This is a genomic window from Thermococcus barophilus MP, assembly GCF_000151105.2.
Taxonomy (GTDB): domain Archaea; phylum Methanobacteriota_B; class Thermococci; order Thermococcales; family Thermococcaceae; genus Thermococcus_B; species Thermococcus_B barophilus.
Genome location: NC_014804.1, coordinates 298,400 through 321,648 on the forward strand (window position 1 = coordinate 298,400; position 23,249 = coordinate 321,648).

Consider the following 23,249-nt stretch of genomic DNA (forward strand, 5'->3'; position numbering starts at 1 on the left):
TATTTCACATTCGAAAAATATACTGAAACAATTCGATGGGGGGAATGACATGGTTGTGAAAAGGGAAATGACAAAGAAGTTTTTGAGCGAAGCCTATGCGGGTGAAAGCCAGGCACACATGAGGTACATGATTTTTGCGGAGGTTGCCGAAAAAGAGGGATTCCCAAACATCGCAAAGCTTTTTAGAGCCATTGCATTTGCCGAACTGGTTCATGCAAGGAACCATCTTAAAGCCCTTGGAGGAGTGAAAGACACCGTGGAGAACCTGCAAGTGGCAATAGATGGGGAAACTTTCGAAGTTGAGGAAATGTACCCAGCATACAAAGCTGTCGCGGAATTACAAGGAGAGAACGAAGCTGTTAGGAGCACCACATATGCCTTAGAGGCGGAGAAAATACATGCTGAGCTATACAGAAAAGCCAAGGAGCTTGCAAAAGAGAAGAAAGATATAGAGATTAAGAAGGTTTACATATGCCCTGTCTGTGGTTATACGGCGGTTGATGAAGCCCCGGAGAAGTGTCCTGTCTGCGGTGTTCCAAAAGAGAAGTTTGTTGTCTTCGAATGAATCTTTCTTTTTTCCAACTTTATAAGTTTGAAACGCAAACTTTATAAGGCTGCCCTAAGAATATTAGAGTGAGGTATGTATTATGGCAAAGTGGAAGTGTTTAGTCTGTGGATACATATATGATGAAGAGGAAGGAGATCCAGATGCCGGTATAGCCCCGGGAACAAAATTTGAAGAGCTCCCAGATGACTGGGTTTGTCCCCTCTGCGGAGCCGGAAAAGACATGTTTGAGAAAATAGAATGAGGTGATGGAGATGCTGAGCAAAACTATAGCCTCTGGAGACTGGAAGGGAGAAAAACATGTTCCGGTTATAGAGTACAAGAAGGATGGAGATTTGCTTGAGATTGAGGTTAGCGTTGGAAAGGAAATTCCTCATCCCAATACACCGGAGCACCACATAGCTTGGATTGAGCTCTACTTCCACCCCGAGGGGGAGAAGTTCCCAGTTATGGTTGGTAGAGTAGCCTTTACAAACCATGGGGATCCCCTAACAGAGCCAAAGGCAAAGTTCTACATTAGAACGAGCAAGAAGGGCAAGCTCTATGCTTTGAGCTACTGCAACATTCACGGACTCTGGGAAAACAGTGTTGACGTTGAGTGATTTTTCTCTCTTTTATCCATTTTTGTCCAGGCAATGTTTTTTAATTCATTGGCTAACTACAAACTGGTGAAGAGCAATGAAAATTTACAGTCCAGACAGGGAGTATCCTCCAGAATATCGTGAGGTTCTTGAGGAGCTTAAGAAAATCATTGATCCTGTAACTGGTGGAGACATACTTGATTCTGGTGTCGTTGCTGGCTTAGAGGTTACCAAAGATACCTTGAAGATATGGCTCAGGTTTGAAAGCCACGCTGAGTACAACATCATAGGGGAGTCCCCAATAGCGTACTCAAAGATAATCGGTGACATAATGGAGCGTTTTGCACTTGTTAAATTTGATAATGTTTATGTTTACGATCTGGGAAACAAAATAGTAGGGAAATTTGAAAATAAAGGCAGATATAAGCCAGAGGATCTAAGAGAGGGCTAAGTAATGCGGCTGTTTGGCTTTTTAAAGCGAAAGGATACAAGAGATGTGAAGAGAAAGGAGCTACCCGAGGATGTTAAGCGCGTTGTTGAAATACTAAAGAGAGTCAGGGACCCGGAAACGGATCTAAATATAGTTGATGAGGGTCTTGTTTATGGAGTTACGATTGAAGGCAAAAAAGCCCAGATTTTTCTCTTCATGGCTCGATCAACTCCAGAGTGTCATTTCTGTCAGATGATGGCAATAAACGTGCAGAGAAGAATTCTCAGGGATATAATCAATGTGTTAAAACAGGAAGGCTTTAATAAGGTGGAAGTATACAATGAAATTGGACTGCTGCTTGAGGAGGGGTAATTTATGAGTTTGCAGGAGTTTGAAGAAAGATATCCTTTTGAAAAAATTAAGAACTTTTCTCTTAAGGAGCTGCTGGAGATGGCTATAACTTCTGAAATTGGAGCAAGAGAGTTCTATGAAAGTCTTGCCAGCAATATTGAAATTAAACCCTTAAAGGAGAAAATAAGCTGGCTTGCGGAAGAAGAAAGAAAGCATGAAGAGCTTCTTAGAAGGATACATTCCGAAATGTTTTCTGGAGAGGAGATTAAAACTCCAAAAGAACACATAGGACCTGAGCTGAAGCCAGTTGCAAAGAAACTCCAAGATGTGAAGGATATAATAGATCTCATCAGGTGGGCTATGAAAGCTGAGGAAATGGCGGCTCAATTCTATGAGGAGCTTGAAAAGCTTGTTGAGGGTGAAGAGAAGAAAAAACTGATGAGATATTTAAGTGACATGGAGAAGAGCCATTACTATGCACTAAGAGCTGAATACGAGCTCCTCTTAGACTGGTCCATGTACAGCCAGATGATGCATATTGGTCCATGATAAAAAGAATTAAAAGCAGAAAACAGCAAGAAAAAGGAATGAAGAGGTCACAGTTCGACCTTTATGCCGGTCTCTTCCTCAACTTCCTCGAAGCCTTCTTTCATGTACTTCACGAGCTCCTCATCAACTTCAAGGAGCGCCGCCAGGAACTCCCCAACGTGCTCCTTCTCCTCGTTGGCAACGTCGTAGAAGATGTGCTTTATCCTCTCGTCCTCTATGAGCTCCGCCAGCTGTTCGTAGAAGCTTATCGCATCTAACTCAGCCTCGATGGCCCAGCGCAAAGCTTGGGCTATTTCCCTCTTTGAGAGGGGCTTCTCTCTTCCCAGGAGATAGGGCTTTTCAGCGAGCATGGTATCACCACAAGATAATACGTCCGGAGGTTAATAACCCTTTCACCTCAGGAACTTCGAGACGAAGGGGCTCTCCCCGGGTTTTGTTCTCCTGAAGTGGCCGCTCGGCTTGCCGGTGAGGAGTTCCTCAAACCATGCCTCGTGCTCGATCTCCTCATGGAGTATTGCCAGAGCCAGGTCGTACGTCCTCGGGTCTTTCCCAAAGGTGTACTTGCATATCTCGGTGTACACTCCAACGGCACAGCGCTCTGCCTCAAGGAGGACCTTAAGGATGTTCTCAACGGTCGGCTCCTCGGGGAGGTAAGCGTCGCGGCACCAGGCCATCTTGGAGAAGTCAACGATGTCCCTCGGGAGCTCACCGCCAAGCTCGTATATCCTCGGGACTAAAGCTTCAAAGTGGTTCCTGTCCTCAAGGCGTGCATCTTCGATTATCTCCTTTATCGTCTCGCCTTCCATGCCAGCAGCATGGTTCCTCAAGACGGTATAGTAGTAATAGGTCGTAAACTCCGCGGCTGCAGCCTTCAGCAGCATATCCAAAAGTTTTTCCACGTCTATTCCAGCTTTTTCAACAAGTCTTCGGTTGTGTTCAGACACATGTTTTCACCGAAAACTGTTGGAATTTCTACTTAATAAATCTTTCTATCTCGAAATTGATTCTAATTAGAAAAACTTATAAACTTCACAGCATAATCTGAACCATGTGGAAGAAAAATGCCCTTAAAAGGCTCAAAGAAAAAGGTTACAAGCTCACACCTCAGAGGCTCAAATTGGTGGAGATACTCGATAGGATCGGGAGCGAACACCCGTCTCTTAAAGAGGTTCTCGATGAAATCAGGGAGGAATTTCCGACCGTGAGCTTCTCAACTCTGTACTCCAACGTCCTTACTTTGAAAGAGCTCGGCCTGCTCGAACTCTTTTCTCTGGATGGAGAGACGAGGGTTGAGCTCAACACTGAACCCCATATCAACCTGATAAGTGGTGGTAAAGTCATTGACTTCAACGACCCCGAGATAATTGAAAGAATAAGGGAGAAAACGGGCAGAAAAGTTAAGCTCGTCAACGTTATCCTTGATTAATCCACCTCAAGGCTGAAGTCCTGGTAGTCCATCCAGATCCCGGTCTTCATCACCGAGTCGTATTGAGCTTTGAGCAGTTCATAGTGTGCCTCTTCTATTTTTGCCAATCTGCGGAAAAGTTCTCTTACCTTCTTATCCTCAGCTTCTTCAGCTGCTTTTTCATAAAATTCCCAAGTTGCCTTCTCCTGTTGCATTCCAAGCTCAACTGCTTTAATCTCACTCAATGTTCCTTCATACTTTGGAGTCAGCTCTTCTACAATTTCCCTTATGGCAGCTGGTATTTCTCCTGTTTCTGCAACCTTCCGGATCAGATTCTCCTCAAATATGTCCCAATGCTCTGCCTCTTCCCTTGCCAGAAAAAGGAACATGTTCTTAGCTTTTTCATTTTTTGCTTTTGTTGCCATTTGGATGTAAAATCTGAGCTCTGCCTTTTCAATTTCCAGTGCAGATGCCAGTGCCTGCAACTCATTAATTTTCATAACACCACCAAAATTTATTAGGGTCTTGGGCTATTAATTGTTTTGGTGAAGAAAATGGAGATTGTAAAGGTTCAAAATCCTGTGGAACTTAAGGACAAGCTTTTGGAGTTCGTCTTTAGGGTTTATAGGGGAACAAATGGTGCCTATCCGGCACTTGAGTGGGTGGAAAAAAAGCCGAGTCAAGATGATTTTAAAGGTTTTAAGAAGGTTTATGAACCTTTTCTTGAATTCAGGCTTGAAAAAGAGTTTGATGAGCTTTACATTCTCAAGGAAGGGGAAAAGATAGTCGGCACAGTTGCACTTGTATACAATCTTAAAGGCAAAGATGTGTGGTGGGTACCTGAGGATATAAAAAGCGAAGAAACAGGCTTGATAGAGTTCTTCATGGTCGATCCGGAATATAGGGGCAAGGGATACGGATCAAAGCTTTTAGAGTTCGCTGTTGAGAGGCTGAAGGAGCTTGGAAAAGATGTTTATATAATTACATTCCCGCACTTGGAAGCATATTCTTACTATCTCAGGAAGGGCTTTGTTAAGGTTATGGACTACAAGGAGTTCGTGGTTTTAAAATTGCCCACCTCCTGAAGTTTAAGAACTGTTTTGTTGTTTTCACTTTTATGGCATGTTGTGGACTATATATCCAGCAAAAATGCCTTATTTCTCCCGTAATTCCTTTGAAAGTATCCCCAACTGTAAAGAATAATTTTTCATTCTATGCCGCATAAAGTTTATATAAGTCAAAAAGGAAAAACGGATGTAGATAGGAGGGAATAACATGACTCGCATCTCTACTGGAGTGAAAGGTCTTGATAAAATGCTTAATGGTGGGCTTATACCTGGAAGGGCTTATCTTGTTAAAGGCGGTCCCGGGAGTGGAAAGACAACTCTCTGTATTCACTTCCTCATGGAGGGAGTTAAGAGGGGAGAGAAAGTACTTTATATAACCCTTGAAGAGCCGATTGACATTTTGAAAGAGGATATGAGAGAGATGGGCTTTGATGTTGACAATCCCCTCTTTGTAGGCATCGATGCCACCCCTGTGAAGGAGAAGAGGAGCTTCTTCGAGGGAATGCACTATGAGGAATTTGCAAAAGGCTTTAATGAGCTTATAAGAGCCATAAAAGAGAGGCTTGAAGGGGAGGAATTCACGAGGGTTGTTATTGATCCCATCACGATGATTAAGCTGACGATGAAGGATGAGCTTGAGTATAGAAGGACTTTTCTTGGGTTTTTAAAGGAGATTGCCAAGTACAACGTAACCCTGCTGATAACCTCTGAGATCTATGAAATGGGGATTGAGGACTATCTTGTCAGTGGTGTCATAGAGCTGAGAACATTTGAAGTCGGAGGAAAAACTGTCAGGGGCATTAAGGTGGTTAAGTTCAGGGGAAGCGACTTTGATGAAACCATAAGACCCTACAAGATAACCGGCAACGGGATTGAGGTGTACAGCGAAGAGACGATCATGTGAGAGTGGTTTGAATGAAGTTTGGCATCCCCAAGCTTGATGAACTACTTGGGGAAATTCCTGAGGGAAGTGTTGTGCTTATCGAGACACTCGGAAATCTTGGGGAGGAGATAGTGGTAGAAGCGCTCAAAGAAAACAGTGACAAAAGCATTGCATTTGTAACAAAGAGGCTTAAAGAAGAGTTTGAGAAGATCCCCGAGCTCAAAAATATGAAATACATAGTGTTTGGAGAGGACTTTGCCCCTCAAGAGCTCTTCAAGATAACCTATAAGCTGAGGCAGATTTTGAGCGGCTACCTCGTTGGACTTTTCTTCCTCCAGCCTTTGCTTGTTTTCCATCCGCAGGAAACGGTCTATAAGTTCTTTTCTGAGGTGTCATCAATAACCCACGACAACAAGCTTGTGCTCATTGCAATACTTGACAAGAGGCTTGTAGATGAAAGAACCCTTGCAATGTTTGAAAATGTGTCAACCCATGTGATTGAAATTGCTGAAGAGCTTGAAAAGTTTAGGGTCATAAGGGGGATACGCGTTAAAAAATCGCCTAAGGGATCTTCGGGGTTTTATGAGCTGATAATTAAGGATGGAAAGATCACCATAGGTGAGCCTCTTGGATGAGTATCTCCTAATTAGGGGTTTGGTAAGCCTAATATTGATACTCAGCGTTTTCTACACTGGAATGGTATTCAAGATGCTTGGGCAGTATATGGAAAAAGGTAAACGGGTTGTTTTTGTCCAGATGATCGGTTCCCTTCTTGTTGTTTTGGCATCCGTTGTTATGGGTCTTGCTGGAAATTCTCTAAAAAGCGTGTTTGCTATTTTTGCAGGTATTATAGGAGCATTTTTGATAATTCATCCGCTGTTTAGGTACAGGCTTATAAAGTTCTCTAAGATAAACGTGACACAGGTTGTGCTGGTGCTTCTTTCAAGTGCCTTCGGACACTTTATGGGACTTCACGGCATAGCAGTTCTCAAGACGACTGGCATTCTCTCTCTCCTTTTGCTGGTTCAGTCTTTGAGGTCAATAAAACTTGCTGATCCATTGTTGAAAATCCTGCTTGATGTATCTCTGTGGCTTCTTGTTGTATATGCATGGCTGTACCATCTGGCTATTAGATACATTGGTTCATGCAACTACTACCTGATATATCTCATATACTTCACAGCACTCCTCCTGTGGTTCTTCTCGGCGGTTATTACCTATGAACATCTCAGGAGGTGGCTGTAGTGATCTGCCCCATAATAAGGGAGGTTGTTGAGATAGTGATTGGATTCTCCGTTATTTCCCTATATTTCTCCAAAAGGTTCCCTTTAATGTACAAATCTCACCTCGCGCTCGCTATAGGGGCGTTCTTCCTATCAGAGCCTATTCTGGATTATCTTTTTGGCATGGACTCAACGATTCTTGAGTTTATCGGTGCATTGCTCCTCCTCTGGGTTGTGGAGAGGTTCATCGCAGTAAATAAAAACTCACGGATTAGTTTTTACACCCTGATAATTGGAGGCTTTGCTGGTGTGCTCGGGTTTGCGCTGAATAAAAATCTGGCTTATTTCCATATCGGCACGCTAACGGCTTTTGCCTTTATCTCCCTGAGGATGGGAAAAGCGGTTGAAGTTGTCAGATGGGAGCACAGGGATGTATTCCTAATCTCATCCATTTTCCTCTTTGCTGGGGCGATAGCATTTGCTTCAGCTCTTTTTATGTTGAGCCTTTTCCTATACTACGGGGGCATCTTCATATTCATGCTTGCTGTGATGGAGATAATGCATGGGATAATGTAATTTGAAACGTTAAGTTTATTATCTCAAAGGCGCAATGAGAGCTCATGAACATATTCATCCCTTTAATAGCTGGTATCGTGTTTGGGTACATATTCAGGGAGAGAATTAAAATAAACCTTGACAAGCCTATGAGCATAGCCTTACTGCTGCTGATTTTCTTTATGGGGGTTGAGGCTGGGAGAGTCAAAATAAATGCCGCTGAGCTGTTTGCAACATCAGTGACATTTGCCGTGCTGACGATCTTGGGAAGCTTGCTGTTTGCAGTGCTCTTAGGGGGCAGGCTGAGATGAGCTTTCTGTACTTGGTTCTCGTTGCACTGTCTGCCGGCATTTTGGTTGGTAAGTACACGGGCTTTCAGTTCGGCAACTCCTATGAGATCATGCTGTACGCTTTGATCTTCATCATAGGGGTCGATCTTGGGAAGAGCAGAGGGCTTAAGGAGATCAGAGAGCTTGGAAAGATTGCATTGATCCTGCCCCTTGCCACTGTAGTCGGCTCTCTGCTGGGAGGACTTCTGGCATCGTTTCTGCTCAATGTCCCTGTGAAATGGGCATTAGCGATTTCAGCGGGCTTTGGGTGGTATTCGTTGACTGGTCCTCTGCTGGCACAATATTCCCCTGTCTATGGTGTAGTTGGCTTCCTGGCAAACCTTACGAGAGAGATTTTGACCATCCTCTTCTACCCAGTCGCCATTAGGAAGATCCCAAAGGAGCTTGCGGTTTCAATGGGGGGTGCAACAACCATGGACTCTACACTGCCAGTTATAGTTAAATTCGGGGGGAGTGAAATTACGGTGATAGCTTTTGTCCACGGCTTCATCCTGACAGCGATAGCTCCATTTTTAATTCCCCTTATACTTCAGCTTTGAACCATTAAATTTATAAGTTCGAACATATTAGTTCTATTTGCAAACTATGGGGGGATTGAAATGAGCAATGAGGAAGTTGTTTTGGAGGTCATGAAAAAAGCCGGAAAGCCGCTCAAAAGCGCCGAAATTGCTGAGATGACTGGCATACCGAAGAAAGAAGTTGATAAGATAATCAAAAAGCTCAAAAAGGAAGGAAAGATAGTATCTCCAAAGCGCTGCTATTATGCTCCAGCTGAGTGATCACGCTCTCTTTTTATCTTTCATGAGCTCTTTAATGAGCTCCTGGAAGTCCTGTTCTGCTTTCGCCTTCTCGTAAGTTTCATATTCCTGCTTTAAGAATTCGTAATGATCATGCTCATCCTTTGCAAGTTCAATAAAGAGACCCTTATACTCTGGGTTTGGTATGTGCTTCGACACGTACAGATAAACCTCTTCAGCAAGTCTCTCAGACTTCATCGCAACTTCCAGAATGTCGAGATAATCTCTAAGCGTCTTGATCTTAAATTCCCTGTCCTTAAAAACATTGGTCCAGCTTTCAAAGGGGACATCAGAAGGTTCCTCATTTGGATATAAGGTGTTAAAAATTTCTGTGACTTTCTTATCGTGGGAAATTTCCACCTCCATAAACTGCCTGAACTTCTCCTTAAGATATCTGCTTGGGACGTTCTCATAAAGAAAAGTGTACAAGTCGGTTGCATCTTTTTCTCCTTTGATAATGTAACTTAGAATATCCTTAAGTGGCATTTTTGAGACTTCTCTCAGAACTTCCTTAACCTTCTCTTCAATCTCAGCCTTCTTCATGTAAACCTCCAAAGGGCTCTCCATCTTCATACACCGATACATGTAGCTCTTTTCACTTAAAAAACATTTCCTTTCACTTTTTGCAGAATTTTCAAAAACAAAGAGAATTTGAACGTTCAGTTTCCATATTTCTGGGCGAGCTTCTTCAGCAGCTTTTCATGCTGCTTTTCATTGTTTTCTGTGCTCTCCATGAGCGTCTTTAAGATTGGGTGAGTCACTTTCTCCTTGAGCTTGCCATATAAAGTCGCCATTTCCTCTTGGAGCCTCAGGTATTCCTTTATGATGTCCCTTATTTCGTTCAGCTTTTCTTCGGGAATCACAGCAGTTTCTGGGAATTCTTTGAAGTACTCCTCAAGGATTTCTTCTGGAGGAATTCTTGCACCTAACGTTCCGAAGTCGAGGGGCATAGCTATCATCGGCACCCCAGGTATTAGAACGGTGTTGTCCGCTATTTCCTCCCCTTCAAATTCTTCGATCAGCTTTAGAGCATCTTCGTAAGATTTCTTCACAGCCTCCAGCATGTTTTTGTGGAGTATTGTGTCTATGGTGATTCTGAGGAGAAGATTTTTTATATCAGCATATTCTGGCTCCTTCAGCTTTTTTAGGCTTTTTCGGTATTCTTTTTCAGCCTTCTCCTCGAGCTTTCTTGTTTTTTCAACTATTCCTATGAGTCCCTCCATTTCCTCCCACCTCCAAGAGTTTTTAGTAACATAATGTATTTAAAATTTTCTGAAAGCAAAAATATTTTAAAGGGTTCAAGCCTATGGAGGCATGCAGGATAATACTTCACGGCTCGGGGGTGTCCGAGAAAGAACCCACCGGGCCTCTGCGAGGGGGTGGAAAAATGAAGTATCCAAAGCAGATAAGGACTTACTGTCCGTTCTGTAAGAAGCACACCATTCACAAGGTCGAGAAAGTAAAGAAGAGACCAAGGAGTGAGCTCAGTGCAGGTCAGAGAAGATTCAGGAGAATACTCAAGGGTTACAAGGGCTTTCCAAGACCAAAGCCAGAGGGCAGGGAAAAGCCAGTTAAAAAGCTTGACTTAAGGTTTAGATGCACTGTCTGTGGAAAGGCTCACACGAGAGGACAGGGCTTCAGGGTAAAGAAGTTTGAGCTTGTGGAGGTGTGAAAATGGCACTTCCAAAGGGATTAATCCCAATGCCGAGATCAAGATTCCTTAGGGTTAAATGCATTGACTGCGGCAACGAGCAGATTGTCTTCAGCAATCCGGCGACAAAAGTGAGATGCCTTGTGTGTGGAGCAACGCTTGTTGAGCCAACGGGCGGTAAGGGAATTATAAAAGCCAAGATATTAGAGGTTCTTGAGTGAGCCTTTCTTTTCCTCTTTTCTCCGAAACATTAAAAACCTCTTTTGCCAACAATCAAGGGGTAAAAACAATTTTAGGAGATGGTGGAAATGCCAAGGAGAGCAAGAGAATTTCCTGAAGAGGGGGAGTTTGTAATTGCAACCGTTAAGAGCATCCATCCTTACGGAGCATTCCTCACGCTTGACGAGTATCCCGGAAAGGAGGGTTTTATGCATATAAGTGAAGTTGCATCAACTTGGGTGAAGAACATAAGGGACTACCTAAAAGAGGGGCAGAAGGTTGTTGCGAAGGTTATAAGGGTTGATCCGAGAAAAGGGCATATTGACCTCAGTCTAAAACGTGTAACCCAGCAGCAGAGAAAAGCTAAAATTCAAGAGTTTAAGAGAGCACAAAAAGCCGAAAACCTCTTAAAAATGGCGGCTGAAAAGATCGGCAAAGACTTTGAAACTGCATGGAGAGAAGTTTGGGTGCCGCTTGAAGAGGAGTATGGAGAAGTTTATGCGGCTTTTGAAGATGCAGCTCAAAATGGGATTGAAGTGCTTAAAGACCTTGTCCCCGAGGAGTGGCTTCCAGTTCTTGAGGAGATAATCAAGAGCTATGTTGAAATCCCGACTGTTACAATTGATGCTGAATTTGAAATCACAGTTCCAAAGCCGAACGGCATTGAAATAATTAAGGAAGCATTGATAAGGGCAAGGGATAGGGCAAACAAAGAAAAGGACATTGAGGTCAAGTTCACATACCAGGGTGCGCCAAGATATAGAATTGACATCACTGCCCCTGATTATTACAAAGCCGAGGAAGTTCTTGAGGATATAGCGGAGGAGATACTGAGAGTTATCAAAAAGGCTGGTGGAGAGGCAACACTGATCAGGAAGGAGAAGAGGATTAAGAAAATTAAGAGGAGAGGCAAATGAGGTTCCGCATAAGGAAATGTCCTAAATGCGGGAGGTATACCCTAAAAGAGACATGTCCAGCATGTGGTGAAAAGACTAAAGTGGCACATCCTCCGAGGTTTTCACCTGAGGATCCGTATGGGGAGTACAGGAGAAAGCTCAAGAGGGAGCTTTTAGGTATTGGGAGGCGCTCAGAATGAAAGAAACCGTTGTAGTTGTGTATGAAAAACCCGAAATCTACGATCCAATCTTTATTGAAGGTCTGCCCGGAATAGGACTGGTCGGAAAACTTGCAGCTGAGCATCTAATTCAGGAGCTCAATGCTAAAAAGTTTGCCGAGCTTTATTCACCCCACTTCATGCATCAGGTATTAATCAAGAAAGATTCAACCGTTGATCTTATGAAAAACGAGTTCTACTACTGGAAGAGCCCAGATGAAGAGCACAGAGATTTAATAATAATCACAGGAGACACTCAGGTTCCTCCAACAGACAGCTATGGTCACTTTGAAGTGGTCGGCAAGATGCTTGACTTTGTTGAGCAGTTTGGCACAAGGGAGATAATAACAATGGGCGGCTATCAAGTCCCAGAGCTTCAGGGTGAGCCTAAGGTTTTGGCATCATTCACTGATTTAGAGACGAAGGAGAGATATAAGCAGATTCTTGGTGACATGGTGGTATTCAGAGAAGATGAAGGGGGAGCAATTGTCGGAGCGGCTGGACTTCTGCTTGGGATAGGGAAGCTTAGGGGAATGAGAGGGGCATGCTTCCTTGGCGAGAGTCTTGGATACATAGTCGATGCTAAAGCAGCTAAGTCAGTGTTGACAGTTGTAGCAAAGGTTCTTAACCTCGAAATTGATATGACCGCACTTGAGGAGAGGGCAAAAGAAACTGAAGAGATTCTTAGAAAAGTACAGGAAATGCAGAGGGCAATGTTTGAACAACAGCTGCCTCAGCCAAGTCATGAGGAGGAAGACAGGGGGTATCTCTGACTCTTATTCTCCTTTTTTGGTGGTTTTATGCACGTAGATGCTGATTTGCACATACACTCCCGGTACTCAAAAGCAGTCTCAAAATTGATGGTTTTTCCAGTTCTTGCTGAGTATGCCAAACTTAAAGGACTTAACGTTGTTGGCACGGGGGATATTCTGAATCATAGATGGGAAGAGGAGCTTTTAAAACATGCAGAAAAAGTTGATGAAGGTACATATGAGATTAAAGGTGTTAGATTTCTCCTCACCGCCGAAGTTGAAGACAGCAGAAGGGTTCACCATGTCTTAATTTTCCCAAGCATTGATGCGGTTAGGGAGATGCGAGAGTGTTTGAGGAAGCATTCTAAAGACATAGACAGTGAGGGCAGACCTCACCTGAACTTAAGGGGAGCAGAAATAGCGGATCTGGCTAATGAATTCGATGTTCTGATTGGCCCGGCGCATGCATTCACCCCGTGGACAGCTTTGTATAAGGAATATGACAGCCTAAAAGAATGTTATGAAAATGCTGAGGTACATTTCCTTGAGCTCGGGCTTTCAGCTGATTCACAAATGGCAGACATGATAAAAGCCCACCATAGGCTAACCTATCTATCAAATTCAGATGCTCACTCTCCCCAGCCCCACCGCTTGGGAAGGGAGTTTAACCGTTTTGAGGTTAAAGATGCAACTTTTGAAGAAATTAGGAAGGCGATTCTAAAAAGAGGCGGAAGAAAAATAATTCTCAATGCGGGCTTAGATCCAAGATTGGGTAAGTATCACTTAACTGCCTGTTCCAAATGTTATGCAAAATATAAACTTGAGGATGCCAAAAGGCTAAACTGGAAATGCGAGCGCTGTGGAGGAGCTATAAAAAAGGGCGTGAGGGATAGGATTTTAGAGCTTGCTGATACAAGGGGGAGACCAAAAGATAGGCCTCCCTACCTTCATCTTGCCCCTTTAGCAGAGATAATCTCAATGGTGACTGGGAAGGGTATTGAAACTAAGAGCGTAAAGGCAGTTTGGGAAAGGCTTTTGAGGGAATTTGGCAGTGAGATTAAGGTTTTAGTTGATGTTCCAATTGAAAGTATAGCACAGCTTATTGGCGAAGACATAGCTAAAGCTATTTGGGCTTTCCGCAATGAAAAGCTCATAATTATTCCGGGTGGTGGAGGTAAGTACGGCGAGATTAAGTTGCCCGATGAAATAAAAAGGGCAAAAATTCAGGATTTGAACAGCATTGAGATAAAACAAGAGGAAGTCTATTATAAGCCAAAGCAGGCTTCAATTCTGAGTTTTTTGAAAAAGAAATAGGATCACAGGAAAAGAGGTTTTATCAAAACAGCAACTACTGGCACAGCTACATTGTCATCGATTACTTTTTGGTACTCGGCAAGCATTAAAATTATGGACCATGCAATTTTCATTAGGAAATTCAACTGAGGCAGTATGAGAAAAGCGATGATAACTGCACTTACGATGTAGCCAACGCTCCCTATCCAGTGCTTTCTGAGCTTGACGTTAAAGCCATTCTTTTTGAAGTAGTAGAACCTTAGAACACCGGTTATTCCATCGCTTACTGCCATTACAAGCATTATTGCTGACGCATAGTTAACATCCATGAAGAGAGCCATGGCTGAGAACATTATGCAGTAAAACACTTCCCCGTAGTTGTTTTTTATCTGGTACCATGAAAGCTCTTTGTTCATGAGATGGGTAAGCAACTGTCCAAATGCAAAGAGCATAACCACTGCGGCAAGCTCCTTTCCAGTTACCAACCCTTCCCTAAAGAACAATATTGCAGGAACGCTGCTGAAGTGTATTATTTTTCTATTTATCCAGGCGTATTCCTCTCCAAGATACTTCGTAAATAGAATTGCCAGCACAGGGAACATGACACCAACTGCCAGATATTTCAGCATCTTATTCCCTCCAGTATTTCTGAATTATTGGATATTTTTCAACAGCCGTTTATAAGTTTTCCGCATTCGCTGGAAGTTTCTTCGATAATCGTCGGTAAAAGGTGTGGGCAATCCTAATAAACAATTGCCCGTCATATTTAGCTGAGGAGTATGGAGCGGGAAATAATAAAAGTCTTTATGAGGCATTTCAAGCTTCAGGGAGATCTGCCGTTAGGAGATGATGCAGGAGCGGTAAAAATTGGCAGGGAATGGCTGGTTGCTACAAACGACATGCTTGTTAAAACAACGGATGTACCAGAGATAATGACGCCAGAACAAGTTGGATTTAAAGCCGTGACAATGAACGTGAGTGACTTAGCCGCCATGGGCGCTAAACCAATGGGGTTTCTATTTTCCCTTGGCATTCCAAAGAATCCTGATATGAAATACTTGGAAGGAATTGCAAAAGGAATTGCAAGAGCATCTGAGTTCTATAAGATACCCATAATAAGTGCTGACACAAATGAAGCCTGTGATTTGATAATCGATGGAATTGCACTGGGAAAAACAGAGAGACTTCTGCTTAGAAGCAATTCAAAACCTGGCGATTTGGTTTGTGTCACTGGGGACGTTGGAAGAGCCTTAGCTGGACTTAAGGTATATTTTGGAAAGCTTGAGATTGAGGAAAGAATTCAAAAAGCCCTTTACGAGAAGCTCCTCGAGCCAAATGCCAGGATTAATGAGGGAATTGCGCTAAGTAGATATGCCAATGCCACAATAGACATAAGCGACGGTATGAGCAAAGAGCTACACTTAATTGCGGAGATGAGCAATGTTAAGATTGTGATTGAGTCTGAAAAATTGCCAATTAGAGGAGAAGTTTTTGAAGTGGCTGAGATTTTGGGATTAGACCCAATTGAAATTGCTTTAGCGTCTGGAGAGGAGTTTGAACTCATCTTTACAATTCCTGAGGAGCACTTGAACAAGCTCAATTTTGATTTCACTGTGATTGGAAAGGTTGAGAAGGGAGAAGGGGTTTATCTGAAGCGTGAAGATAAACTGGAAAAAATGCCGATTTTAGGGTGGGAGCATCTGACGAAATCTTAAAACCCTAAACCAAAATTCTTATCTTTCTTCATTCCTATTATCAGTACGGTGATGGGATGGATATTATTACTCAACTGAAAAAGGACTTCAAAGAGTTCAAAGACTTTTGCCTTGGGATAGTTCTCTATGGCTCCTACGCTAAGGGGAGTCAAACAGGAAGAAGTGATATTGATGTATGTTTAATCAAACCTGAAAAAGGCATTTATGAGAGGGTACTGGAGAAGCTTGGGGGAAAATATGATGTAAAGATTTTTGAGGAACTACCCCTTTACATTAAGATTGACATAATAAAAAACCACAGGATAATTTATGGAGATGAGCTTGAGATTTCCGAATATTTTTACCACTTCAGGAAACTTTGGAAAGACATGGAGCACCGCATAAAGGAAAATCAGTTTTCAAGTATTAGAGAAAAAGTAGCTTTGAGGAGGAGGGCAAATGAGAAGGCAAAGATACTTGGAAAAGCTTGAGAAGTTTGAGGAGGAGTACGAATTTATCAAGAGACACGAAATGAAAGATGAAGTAACTCAAAGGGCACTCTTGTATTCCCTTCAGCTCTGTGTCGATATAGCTATGGATGTTGTTGCCATGTTAACCAAGGATCTTGGAATAACTGTTGAGGATGACTATACTAACATCGAAAGGCTTCTGGAAAAGGGAGTTATCTCGAAGAATGAAGCAGAGCTTCTTAAAAGGTTTAACGGTCTCAGAAATGCCATTGTCCATAAATATGATAGACTGAATTTAACTGTTGTTAAAGAGGGCTTACACAAGATTGATGAGCTCTATAAAGTAGTTGTAAAACTGATTGAAAAATATGAAGCTTTGAGTTCTTAAGCATATTAAGCAACTCGACAAAACCCTAATAATTTTTTCTTGCCAAATTTTTTAGGATGTACCATGAAAAGGATAAAGTTCAAAGTTCCACTCAATCAAGAAATGTTTGAAATGTTTAGGGGATTTCCTGAAGCCGTAGAGTGGGGTTACGGGGACACCTACTTCATACTCGACGATGAGGTCGTTAAAATAACGGAGGTAAAGTTCAGAGAAGATGTCAGTCCGGAAGAGATCATTGGAAGCCTTAGGAAACTCCATTATATAAAAAGAGCTCAAGATCATACCAAAGAACGACCACCACATAATTTACAGCAGGATTGACGTGAAAGGCACCCCTTTCCCAACGGAGCAGGTTGGTAAAATTCTCGGCCTTCAGAGGAAGGGGCTTGTGGTATTTGAGAAGGGAACTTTTGATGGGGATTCGATTGTTCTCTACGTTCTCTGTGAGGATTCTCTCCCAAGTGAAGTTATTTCCACCGTCAGGGAAGTGTACAGGGGGAGTATTTTTTCACTGGTTTTATTGTTTAAGAGGAAGATTCTCTAACCTTTTCTCTTTTTAACCAAAAGTTTAAACTATCATGAGCCCTATTCTCTTATGGTGAGAATATGAGAGAGGCAATGTATTGGGAGCCTTTGGAGAGTAATCGGGTGAGATGTCATTTATGTCCACTGAACTGCATCATTGATGAAGGCAAGAGAGGTTCTTGTAGGGTGAGGGAGAACATAGGCGGGAGGCTTTATACATTAAACTATGGCATGATTTCTTCAATGGCTGCTGATCCTGTTGAGAAAAAGCCCCTCTTTCACTTTTATCCCGGTTCGTGCGCTTTTTCAATAGGTACAGTTGGATGCAACATGCACTGCAAGCACTGTCAGAACTGGGAAATAAGCCAAGCCGATGAGAGATTTCCCTATCTCCAAAATGCCACACCAGAAGGAATAGTAAGCTTGGCAAAACATTATGAATGTGAGAGCATAGCATACACCTATAATGAGCCGACAATATGGTACGAGTTCGTTCTTGATACGGCGAAGATTGCTAAAAAAGCCGGGCTGAACAATATTCTGGTCACCAACGGCTACATAAATGAGGAGCCTTTCCGTGAATTGGCACCATATATAGATGCAATGAACATAGATATCAAAGCCTTTGATGACAAATTCTACATGAAAATAGCGAGTGTGCCAACTGGAGAGCCCAGCAGAAGAATAGCCAAAATAGCAAAAAAGGAATTTGGGATTCATGTTGAGCTGACTTATCTCATAATTCCCACGCTTAATGACAAAGAGGATGAAATTCGAGCATTTGCAAGGTGGGTTGTTGAAGAGATTGGAGATGATACTCCTGTGCACTTCTCACGGTTTTTCCCTCACTATAAGCTTCTTAATTTGCCTCCCACTCCAATCAAAACAATTGAAATGGCATATAGGGTTGCAAAAGAAGAGGGACTTAAGTTTGTCTATGTGGGCAACATACCGGGACATTTTGGAGAGCACACATACTGCCCAAAATGTGGAAAACCTTTAATAGTGAGATGGGGCTTTACAATTGAAGAGTACCACATTAAGGATGGAAAATGTGAATACTGTGGTGAACCAATTCCAATAATTGGAGAATATAAGAAAAGACATTATAGGGGAATGTGGTGGTAAAATTGGCTGATATTGGTGTGATTTTTTATATTGAAGGGCTTGGAAACGACAGGAAAGCTTTAGAAAGAGCTATAGAACAAGTTGTTAAAGAGCTTAAGGAAGAAACTGCTATAGACGTTAAACGGGTTAACACTGAGGATATCATAGAGAATCAAGAGGAGGATTTGCTCAGATATTCAGCAATGGTAGAAGTGGAGCTTGAGGGATCACTTAGAGATGTCGTGGATGCAACAATGAAATACTCCCCGGTTGTGGTTGAGGTGCTAAAACCCGGAAGATTGGAGATCACGGCCAAAGAACTGATGAAAATTTTGGGAGATGTGTCCCTGTTTATGGGGAAATTAATGGATCAGTTTGGGGGTTTGGCTGCCTATCCTCCACTTGACCAGCTCCCCAAACCGAAGATTGGCTATACTGAGGATGAGATTGAAGAGTTTATAGTTGATGAGAGGAACATCAGGTATCAGTTTGTAATTGAAACTTATGGAAAAGATAAGGAGACAGTAGAAGAGACCATAATGAAGGCATTCTACCTTGAGGGATGCAAGATCAACAAGTTTGTTGTCCAAGTGCAGGAGGAAAGGGAAGACAAGGTTTATGCATTAGTGGCAGCTGAATTGCTATCTTCATTTGAAACCCTCATGCAGCTTACGGCAAAGTATGCCCCCGTTGCAATATCAATCCTTGAGCCGGAGATTATTGACGTGACAGCGTCAGAACTTCAAAATGTGCTGACGGATTTGGCTGGATTCGTACATGAGCTCGTCCATAGACCTTTGAAGAAGAGGCTTATTGAGCATGACACAATAAAGTTTGAAATTTCCAAATAACCCCAAGTTAGTGCCCCGTAATATAGACAGATATTATCGGCAAAAGGCGAAGGCATTGTAGGCATTTAGTAAAGCTTCTTTTAATTTTTACGGCAATTAGCGAGCTTATTTAATCGTTAGAAAGGGTCTGAAAGCGAAAAGTATATATACCCCAAGTTTATAGTTAGGTATTGACAACACATTAGAAAACACTTTAGGGCTCTATGCCCAAAACTATGGAGGTGTTGCGAAATGAAAGTTAGAAAGATTGCGGCACTTGCAGTTGGTGCCGCAATGGTTGGAGCAACCATGGGCTTTGCAAGTGCTCAAGCGAACCTTCCAGGGAAGGACTTCTTCGTTAAGGACGGACAGCCAAATGTTAAAATCGTCGTTGGCAGCCAAGCTGCTGCAATGGACGTTGCAAGCGCAGCTGACATTGCCGTTGCATTAGGAAGCCTCCTCTACACTGAGAAGGAAGCAGAGGCAGCTGGTGTCAGTGTCGTTGTTAAGAAAGACCTTACTCCTGACTACACATACTACATCCCAGTTTTCAGCAACTACTATGAAGACACCGGTACTAACCCAAGTGCAACCGCATGGGATCAGCTAACAGACAACTGGTGGAACGGAAGTGCCTACAACGGCTCCTACACAGACTGGACATCATGGACACCAAAGTTTGTTGACGAAGTTGAGAACATGGATGCAATAAACGGCGACTACCAAGTTGATTGGGACTTCACAATCAGCAACATTGAGCTCAGTGACCCAGAGCAAAACACAATCGTATATGTTCCAAGGAGCGCTGACCTGACAATCCCAGCAGGCGACTTCACAGTTCTGCTCAACTACACAATTGCAAACTGGACATACAGTGCAACTGAACCAGACAGCATTTGGGGCACCCTCAACCCATCAACAGTTTACGATGAGGTTCACGATGACGACAACCCAGGAGGATACACATTCTCAGGCTATATATATGATGGTGTTGGTGCAGGCGATACATTCACAGTACTTGGAAACACCTACTACATCTTGGATGTATTGGCAGATGGAATTAAGTACGGTCACGACCACGGACAGGTATGGTTCCACGTTGGTGACGTTAAGGAGTTTGACGGATACAAGATAAAAGCCGTTGACATCAGCGTCAGCCCAAGCAACAAGGCACTCTTTGAGATTACAGCCCCAGATGGGAGAAGCGACCTTGTTATTATAAGCACAGATGAGGGAGATGTTGACATCAGCACAAAGTCAGACAAGTTCAACCCAGGAGAAGTTGTCCTTAAGCTTGACGACACATTCGTTGGTATCGATGGCAACTTAATCGCACAGCTTGAAGTTAGAACAAACGTTGTCGAAGTCCACACCGGCGATGAGCTTGTTTCAGGATGGGTAGTCAACTTCACCATCGAGAACAACAAAGTTAAGTGGCTTACACTCACAAACGCCAACGATCTCTCAGGATCAACCCTTGACATCCTTGGTAAATACAAGATGTACTATGAGGTTGACAGCCACACCTTGGAGACAGATGACACAACATACTACGCTGCAAAAGCATACATAGTGGTTAAGCCATCAGAACCAATCATTCAGACCGAAGAGCTCAAAGTCGGCGACGAAGTAAGCGACACTGGATGGGTTGTTGACCAGATCAAGGGCGGCACATACACCGAAGTTACAGTTATGCACCCAACAGAGCCAATCACATACCTTGACACTGAGATTGACCCAGAAAACATCGACAGCAACCTCATCCTTGTTGGTGGACCAGTTGCAAACGCCGTCACCAAGTACCTTGTTGACAACGGCTACAGCACAGTTGACTGGTACAACAGTGCTGGTGACATCGAGTACATCGAGGACTACAACGGATTCGGAATCCTCATTGTTGCAGGTAAGGACAGGTACGCCACAAGAGAGGCAGCCAAGCAGCTCATGGAGTACCTTGCAAACCTTAGCTGATTTCTTTTCTCTCTTTTAATTAACTTTTCTGGAGGTTTCTGGATTGAATAAGCGTCTTCTTGCTCTTGTGCTGACAATTATATTGATTGTAGTTCCCCTCGCTGTTGCTTTCTATGGGTATAATAATTACACAAAAGTGATTGAGCCTCAGAGGAAGCCACTGGCAGTTAAACCTGTTGCGGTTCCCTTTGAGGGAAGGACATATCCAATTTTGCTTGAAAGTTATATCACCGGTGACCCATTGGTGGATATAAACATGACATTGAGGAGCCCCTATGAAAGGGCGACTATAATCTTAGGAGACCCAAGTTTTAAAGACTGTAAAGGAAGCGAAGCCTGTATCTGGAGGGTTAGAACAGTTTCGGAGCTTGGAGCCACTATTGGGGCAGTATTTGGGGTTAAGTACTATGTTGAGGACATAATGAAAAGCGGCAGCAACAAAACGGCGGCATATAAAGCCGCCAAAGAGACTACTGAAAGAATTGATAACCGCTATCTTGCATTTATCCCCAAGGCCGAAATAGGGCTTGGACTTATAGGAAACAAAAAGCATCTCTTGGTAATTTTAAAAGGCCCAAGAGAAGGTGCTGAAAAGAACAGAATTTACTGTCCAAAACCCGGAATTTTGGTAATTGAAGGGACAACAGAAGACACATTGTTTGTTGAAGTTTTGCTCATAAAAACGATAATCTCATCTCAAGTTAAGTGACCACTATTTCCCTGTACATTTCTTTCAGGTCTTTGTCCAATAGTGCTAAAAATTCCTCTTTGCTTTTAAATGGTCTTTTTGTGAGAATTTTTGTAACTCGTTTCCTGCCTATCCCCGGCAAATAACTGAGGACTTTTGAGCTTTCCTTATTGACATTGATGGGGATGGGGATTCCAGTTATGCTCCTGAATCCATGATCGACAATCAAAACGTCGTAGAATTTATTGAGTTTTATCTGCTTGGGAATGCCGACAATCAGTGGATAACTCCCGATCTGCCTTCCGTAGGTCAGTCCATTCTCGTAGACTTCGGCTCTAACATCTCTTAATATTGTCCCAACCGGAGCAACCCGCTTGAGCATAGGTAAATCAATCTCATGCCTGATTTTGTACTTGTAATGTTTAATCAAATGCTTGTGTTTTTCTGTCTTAACTTTGTCTTTCATAAACCACAAAGGGGTTCCAGGAAACACAACCACCTGCCGAATGTTTATCCTCCTGACCATCAATCCATCATCAACCAATCTCTTAAGAAACTGAAAGGTTATCTCATAGCTTTTCTTAGTTTCCCCAGGCAATCCGAAGATAATATTTATCCCGGGCAGAAGCCAAGGCATGCCATTATATCCTCTCTTAGCTCCGATTTCATTGAGGATTTTTACAGCTTCGTAGGTTTCTTCGGCTGTAGTATTGAGGTTGTTTCTTTTAGCAACCTTTGGATCAGCCGTCTCTAATCCAAACGCAACCACATTCCCGGGGGTTCCATATTTTATCAGCGCTTTTGCAATTTTGATACTTTCTTCAGGATAATTTGCTATTACAGCTGGATTGGCATTATCAACGTGGAGCGTCTTTATATTTGGTGCAGCTTCCCTAATCCCCTTGAAGAGCTTTTCAACTGCCTCTGGATTTGGAACTGGAACTCTTCCATTGGGTTCTGCCATGTATGAGAAGATACAGCTCTGTCTTCCAACGCGGAAGTGCCTAACACCAAGATCATATAGGACTTTAATCTCCTCAACTATATCTCCGATAGGCCTGTCTTCAACTCTTTTATATCTCACGGGCTCTGTACAAAAGCTGCACCCTCCAATTCCCATAGCTTTTGGACAGCCTCTCTGGGTCTCTATCTCGACTATTACGAATTCAGGATAATCTGGAAACTGCTTAACTACTTCAGCACCAAGCAGAGCATAATCTCTAAGCTCACCATAAGTTCTGAATCTAAAGGGGTCAGCATCTTTAGGGGTGGTCAAGAGATCATACAGAAAAGCCTCTAAATCTCCATAAACTATATGGTCAAAAATCTGGTCTGCAAGCATCAACTCGCGGGAGCTTATCCTTGTTCCTCCCTCATGAGCGGAACCCATGAAAGCGGGCCCGCCAAGGATTTTTGTGCCGTTAAAATGTTTCAAGAATCTGGCTACCTCTTCCACCTGTGATGGAACTGCGGAGAGGTATTTCCCTGGAGTGTGCAGACCACCGATGTAAACTATTAAATCTGCTTTTGAGAGTATTTCCCTGACCTTGAAGACGTTAGGGGTCTTGTTTTTTGTTTTTATCCCCTGCTCTCCCTCAAAGGTGAAGCGTAAATCATCAATGGTTAGATAGAAGATTTGAGCATCCTTTCTTGCTTTCTTAATTGCCCCATATGCATAACGGGGATATATTCCTAAATAGGGAGGCACTCCAAGACCCGCTGGCTCATCAGTGTATCCATCAACTATTGCAACTATCATGTTCGTGAGTTTAAGTGGAAGGTTTAAAAATT

37 protein-coding genes are annotated in these 23,249 nt (G+C 42.9%); 30 read left to right on the plus strand and 7 right to left on the minus strand.

The genetic code is table 11. From position 1 onward, the window contains the following. Positions 1-49 precede the first annotated feature (49 nt). The 6 genes from TERMP_RS01780 (at position 50) to TERMP_RS01805 (ending at position 2,476) form a co-directional block, all read left to right on the plus strand. Entirely contained in the window at positions 50-565 is a 516-nt protein-coding gene (locus tag TERMP_RS01780) for a rubrerythrin family protein (protein ID WP_013466628.1), read from the plus strand. Positions 566-647: 82 nt separating this feature from the next. Next, positions 648-809, plus strand: coding sequence for a rubredoxin (gene rd, locus TERMP_RS01785; RefSeq protein ID WP_013466629.1), 162 nt, complete (start codon positions 648-650; stop codon positions 807-809). A 10-nt stretch (positions 810-819) separates the two neighbouring features. After that, a complete protein-coding gene (locus tag TERMP_RS01790) occupies positions 820-1,167 on the plus strand; it encodes a class II SORL domain-containing protein (RefSeq protein ID WP_013466630.1) in 348 nt (115 codons plus the stop codon). A gap of 76 nt (positions 1,168-1,243) precedes the next feature. Next, complete coding sequence (locus tag TERMP_RS01795; protein ID WP_013466631.1) at positions 1,244-1,597, plus strand: iron-sulfur cluster assembly protein; 354 nt, start codon at positions 1,244-1,246, stop codon at positions 1,595-1,597. 45 nt (positions 1,598-1,642) lie between these two features. Beyond that, the gene (locus tag TERMP_RS01800; protein WP_308735121.1) at positions 1,643-1,948 is read left to right on the plus strand and encodes an iron-sulfur cluster assembly protein; all 306 of its coding nucleotides are present in this window, start codon (positions 1,643-1,645) and stop codon (positions 1,946-1,948) included. Positions 1,949-1,951: 3 nt separating this feature from the next. Next, on the plus strand, positions 1,952-2,476 hold the full coding sequence (locus tag TERMP_RS01805; protein ID WP_013466633.1) for a ferritin family protein: 525 nt from the start codon (positions 1,952-1,954) through the stop codon (positions 2,474-2,476). Positions 2,477-2,523: 47 nt separating this feature from the next. Here TERMP_RS01805 and TERMP_RS01810 read toward each other — a convergent pair whose 3' ends face one another. Continuing rightward, entirely contained in the window at positions 2,524-2,826 is a 303-nt protein-coding gene (locus tag TERMP_RS01810) for a ferritin family protein (protein WP_013466634.1), read from the minus strand. A gap of 42 nt (positions 2,827-2,868) precedes the next feature. Next, positions 2,869-3,420, minus strand: a complete 552-nt coding sequence (dps, locus tag TERMP_RS01815; RefSeq protein WP_013466635.1) for a DNA protection during starvation protein — start codon at positions 3,418-3,420, stop codon at positions 2,869-2,871. A 104-nt stretch (positions 3,421-3,524) separates the two neighbouring features. Between dps and TERMP_RS01820 the strand changes: the two genes are divergently transcribed. Then, positions 3,525-3,902: a Fur family transcriptional regulator gene (locus TERMP_RS01820; RefSeq protein WP_013466636.1), complete on the plus strand. Its 378-nt coding sequence runs from the start codon at positions 3,525-3,527 to the stop codon at positions 3,900-3,902. Here TERMP_RS01820 and TERMP_RS01825 read toward each other — a convergent pair. After that, entirely contained in the window at positions 3,899-4,375 is a 477-nt protein-coding gene (locus TERMP_RS01825) for a ferritin-like domain-containing protein (protein ID WP_048159889.1), read from the minus strand. The genes TERMP_RS01820 and TERMP_RS01825 overlap by 4 nt on opposite strands. 60 nt (positions 4,376-4,435) lie before the next feature. Between TERMP_RS01825 and TERMP_RS01830 the strand changes: the two genes are divergently transcribed. The 8 genes from TERMP_RS01830 to TERMP_RS01865 all read left to right on the plus strand — a co-directional run bounded on the left by TERMP_RS01830 (position 4,436) and on the right by TERMP_RS01865 (position 8,738). Next, positions 4,436-4,966 (plus strand): GNAT family N-acetyltransferase, encoded by a 531-nt coding sequence (locus tag TERMP_RS01830; RefSeq protein ID WP_013466638.1) that lies wholly within the window; start codon positions 4,436-4,438, stop codon positions 4,964-4,966. Positions 4,967-5,156: 190 nt separating this feature from the next. After that, complete coding sequence (locus TERMP_RS01835; protein WP_013466639.1) at positions 5,157-5,852, plus strand: RAD55 family ATPase; 696 nt, start codon at positions 5,157-5,159, stop codon at positions 5,850-5,852. 11 nt (positions 5,853-5,863) lie between these two features. Continuing rightward, positions 5,864-6,466, plus strand: coding sequence for a hypothetical protein (locus TERMP_RS01840; RefSeq protein ID WP_013466640.1), 603 nt, complete (start codon positions 5,864-5,866; stop codon positions 6,464-6,466). Continuing rightward, complete coding sequence (locus TERMP_RS01845) at positions 6,459-7,076, plus strand: hypothetical protein (RefSeq protein ID WP_013466641.1); 618 nt, start codon at positions 6,459-6,461, stop codon at positions 7,074-7,076. Before TERMP_RS01840 ends, TERMP_RS01845 begins: the two co-directional genes overlap by 8 nt. After that, entirely contained in the window at positions 7,076-7,630 is a 555-nt protein-coding gene (locus TERMP_RS01850) for a hypothetical protein (RefSeq protein WP_013466642.1), read from the plus strand. The genes TERMP_RS01845 and TERMP_RS01850 overlap by 1 nt, the downstream gene beginning before the upstream one ends. Before the next feature lie 44 nt (positions 7,631-7,674). Then, positions 7,675-7,920 (plus strand): LysO family transporter, encoded by a 246-nt coding sequence (locus tag TERMP_RS01855; protein WP_048159716.1) that lies wholly within the window; start codon positions 7,675-7,677, stop codon positions 7,918-7,920. Then, positions 7,917-8,498, plus strand: coding sequence for a lysine exporter LysO family protein (locus TERMP_RS01860; RefSeq protein ID WP_013466644.1), 582 nt, complete (start codon positions 7,917-7,919; stop codon positions 8,496-8,498). Before TERMP_RS01855 ends, TERMP_RS01860 begins: the two co-directional genes overlap by 4 nt. 60 nt (positions 8,499-8,558) lie before the next feature. Then, positions 8,559-8,738 (plus strand): helix-turn-helix domain-containing protein, encoded by a 180-nt coding sequence (locus tag TERMP_RS01865; protein WP_013466645.1) that lies wholly within the window; start codon positions 8,559-8,561, stop codon positions 8,736-8,738. Here TERMP_RS01865 and TERMP_RS01870 read toward each other — a convergent pair whose 3' ends face one another. Further along, positions 8,739-9,329, minus strand: a complete 591-nt coding sequence (locus TERMP_RS01870; protein ID WP_237702845.1) for a ferritin-like domain-containing protein — start codon at positions 9,327-9,329, stop codon at positions 8,739-8,741. It abuts the gene before it with no gap. 86 nt (positions 9,330-9,415) lie between these two features. After that, positions 9,416-9,979 (minus strand): hypothetical protein, encoded by a 564-nt coding sequence (locus TERMP_RS01875; protein ID WP_013466647.1) that lies wholly within the window; start codon positions 9,977-9,979, stop codon positions 9,416-9,418. Between the two features lie 164 nt (positions 9,980-10,143). On the opposite strand from TERMP_RS01875, the gene TERMP_RS01880 reads away from it, so the two are divergent. From TERMP_RS01880 to TERMP_RS01905, 6 genes are all read left to right on the plus strand, one after another. Continuing rightward, on the plus strand, positions 10,144-10,428 hold the full coding sequence (locus TERMP_RS01880; RefSeq protein WP_013466648.1) for a 50S ribosomal protein L44e: 285 nt from the start codon (positions 10,144-10,146) through the stop codon (positions 10,426-10,428). Between the two features lie 2 nt (positions 10,429-10,430). Then, entirely contained in the window at positions 10,431-10,628 is a 198-nt protein-coding gene (locus TERMP_RS01885) for a 30S ribosomal protein S27e (RefSeq protein WP_013466649.1), read from the plus strand. 87 nt (positions 10,629-10,715) lie between these two features. Beyond that, entirely contained in the window at positions 10,716-11,543 is an 828-nt protein-coding gene (locus tag TERMP_RS01890; RefSeq protein ID WP_013466651.1) for a translation initiation factor IF-2 subunit alpha, read from the plus strand. After that, complete coding sequence (locus TERMP_RS01895; protein ID WP_013466652.1) at positions 11,540-11,722, plus strand: RNA-protein complex protein Nop10; 183 nt, start codon at positions 11,540-11,542, stop codon at positions 11,720-11,722. Before TERMP_RS01890 ends, TERMP_RS01895 begins: the two co-directional genes overlap by 4 nt. Next, positions 11,719-12,513, plus strand: coding sequence for a proteasome assembly chaperone family protein (locus TERMP_RS01900; RefSeq protein WP_013466653.1), 795 nt, complete (start codon positions 11,719-11,721; stop codon positions 12,511-12,513). The genes TERMP_RS01895 and TERMP_RS01900 overlap by 4 nt, the downstream gene beginning before the upstream one ends. A 27-nt stretch (positions 12,514-12,540) precedes the next feature. After that, on the plus strand, positions 12,541-13,806 hold the full coding sequence (locus tag TERMP_RS01905; protein ID WP_013466654.1) for a TIGR00375 family protein: 1,266 nt from the start codon (positions 12,541-12,543) through the stop codon (positions 13,804-13,806). 2 nt (positions 13,807-13,808) lie between these two features. Here the strand turns inward: TERMP_RS01905 and TERMP_RS01910 are convergent, their stop codons facing one another. Beyond that, positions 13,809-14,414 carry a diacylglycerol/polyprenol kinase family protein gene (locus TERMP_RS01910; RefSeq protein WP_013466655.1) on the minus strand — a complete coding sequence of 202 codons (606 nt, stop codon included), beginning with the start codon at positions 14,412-14,414 and terminating at the stop codon, positions 13,809-13,811. 150 nt (positions 14,415-14,564) lie between these two features. Here TERMP_RS01910 and TERMP_RS01915 point away from each other — a divergent pair, with 150 nt between their 5' ends. From TERMP_RS01915 to TERMP_RS01950, 9 genes are all read left to right on the plus strand, one after another. Further along, on the plus strand, positions 14,565-15,500 hold the full coding sequence (locus TERMP_RS01915; RefSeq protein ID WP_013466656.1) for a thiamine-phosphate kinase: 936 nt from the start codon (positions 14,565-14,567) through the stop codon (positions 15,498-15,500). Positions 15,501-15,556: 56 nt separating this feature from the next. Beyond that, a complete protein-coding gene (locus TERMP_RS01920; protein ID WP_013466657.1) occupies positions 15,557-15,970 on the plus strand; it encodes a nucleotidyltransferase domain-containing protein in 414 nt (137 codons plus the stop codon). After that, positions 15,939-16,337, plus strand: coding sequence for a type VII toxin-antitoxin system HepT family RNase toxin (gene hepT, locus TERMP_RS01925; RefSeq protein ID WP_013466658.1), 399 nt, complete (start codon positions 15,939-15,941; stop codon positions 16,335-16,337). Before TERMP_RS01920 ends, hepT begins: the two co-directional genes overlap by 32 nt. A 63-nt stretch (positions 16,338-16,400) precedes the next feature. Then, positions 16,401-16,658, plus strand: coding sequence for a hypothetical protein (locus TERMP_RS11230; protein ID WP_013466659.1), 258 nt, complete (start codon positions 16,401-16,403; stop codon positions 16,656-16,658). Between the two features lies 1 nt (position 16,659). Continuing rightward, a complete protein-coding gene (locus tag TERMP_RS11235; RefSeq protein WP_013466660.1) occupies positions 16,660-16,881 on the plus strand; it encodes a hypothetical protein in 222 nt (73 codons plus the stop codon). 62 nt (positions 16,882-16,943) lie between these two features. Beyond that, a complete protein-coding gene (gene amrS, locus TERMP_RS01935; protein ID WP_013466661.1) occupies positions 16,944-17,990 on the plus strand; it encodes an AmmeMemoRadiSam system radical SAM enzyme in 1,047 nt (348 codons plus the stop codon). Positions 17,991-17,992: 2 nt separating this feature from the next. Beyond that, on the plus strand, positions 17,993-18,820 hold the full coding sequence (locus TERMP_RS01940) for a hypothetical protein (protein ID WP_013466662.1): 828 nt from the start codon (positions 17,993-17,995) through the stop codon (positions 18,818-18,820). A 231-nt stretch (positions 18,821-19,051) separates the two neighbouring features. Further along, positions 19,052-20,770 carry an S-layer protein gene (locus TERMP_RS01945; protein ID WP_013466663.1) on the plus strand — a complete coding sequence of 573 codons (1,719 nt, stop codon included), beginning with the start codon at positions 19,052-19,054 and terminating at the stop codon, positions 20,768-20,770. A gap of 43 nt (positions 20,771-20,813) precedes the next feature. Further along, complete coding sequence (locus TERMP_RS01950) at positions 20,814-21,479, plus strand: hypothetical protein (protein WP_013466664.1); 666 nt, start codon at positions 20,814-20,816, stop codon at positions 21,477-21,479. On the opposite strand, the gene TERMP_RS01955 is transcribed toward TERMP_RS01950, so the two are convergent. Next, positions 21,472-23,217 (minus strand): radical SAM protein, encoded by a 1,746-nt coding sequence (locus tag TERMP_RS01955; protein ID WP_013466665.1) that lies wholly within the window; start codon positions 23,215-23,217, stop codon positions 21,472-21,474. The two genes, TERMP_RS01950 and TERMP_RS01955, sit on opposite strands and share 8 nt — an antisense overlap. Positions 23,218-23,249: the final 32 nt, after the last annotated feature.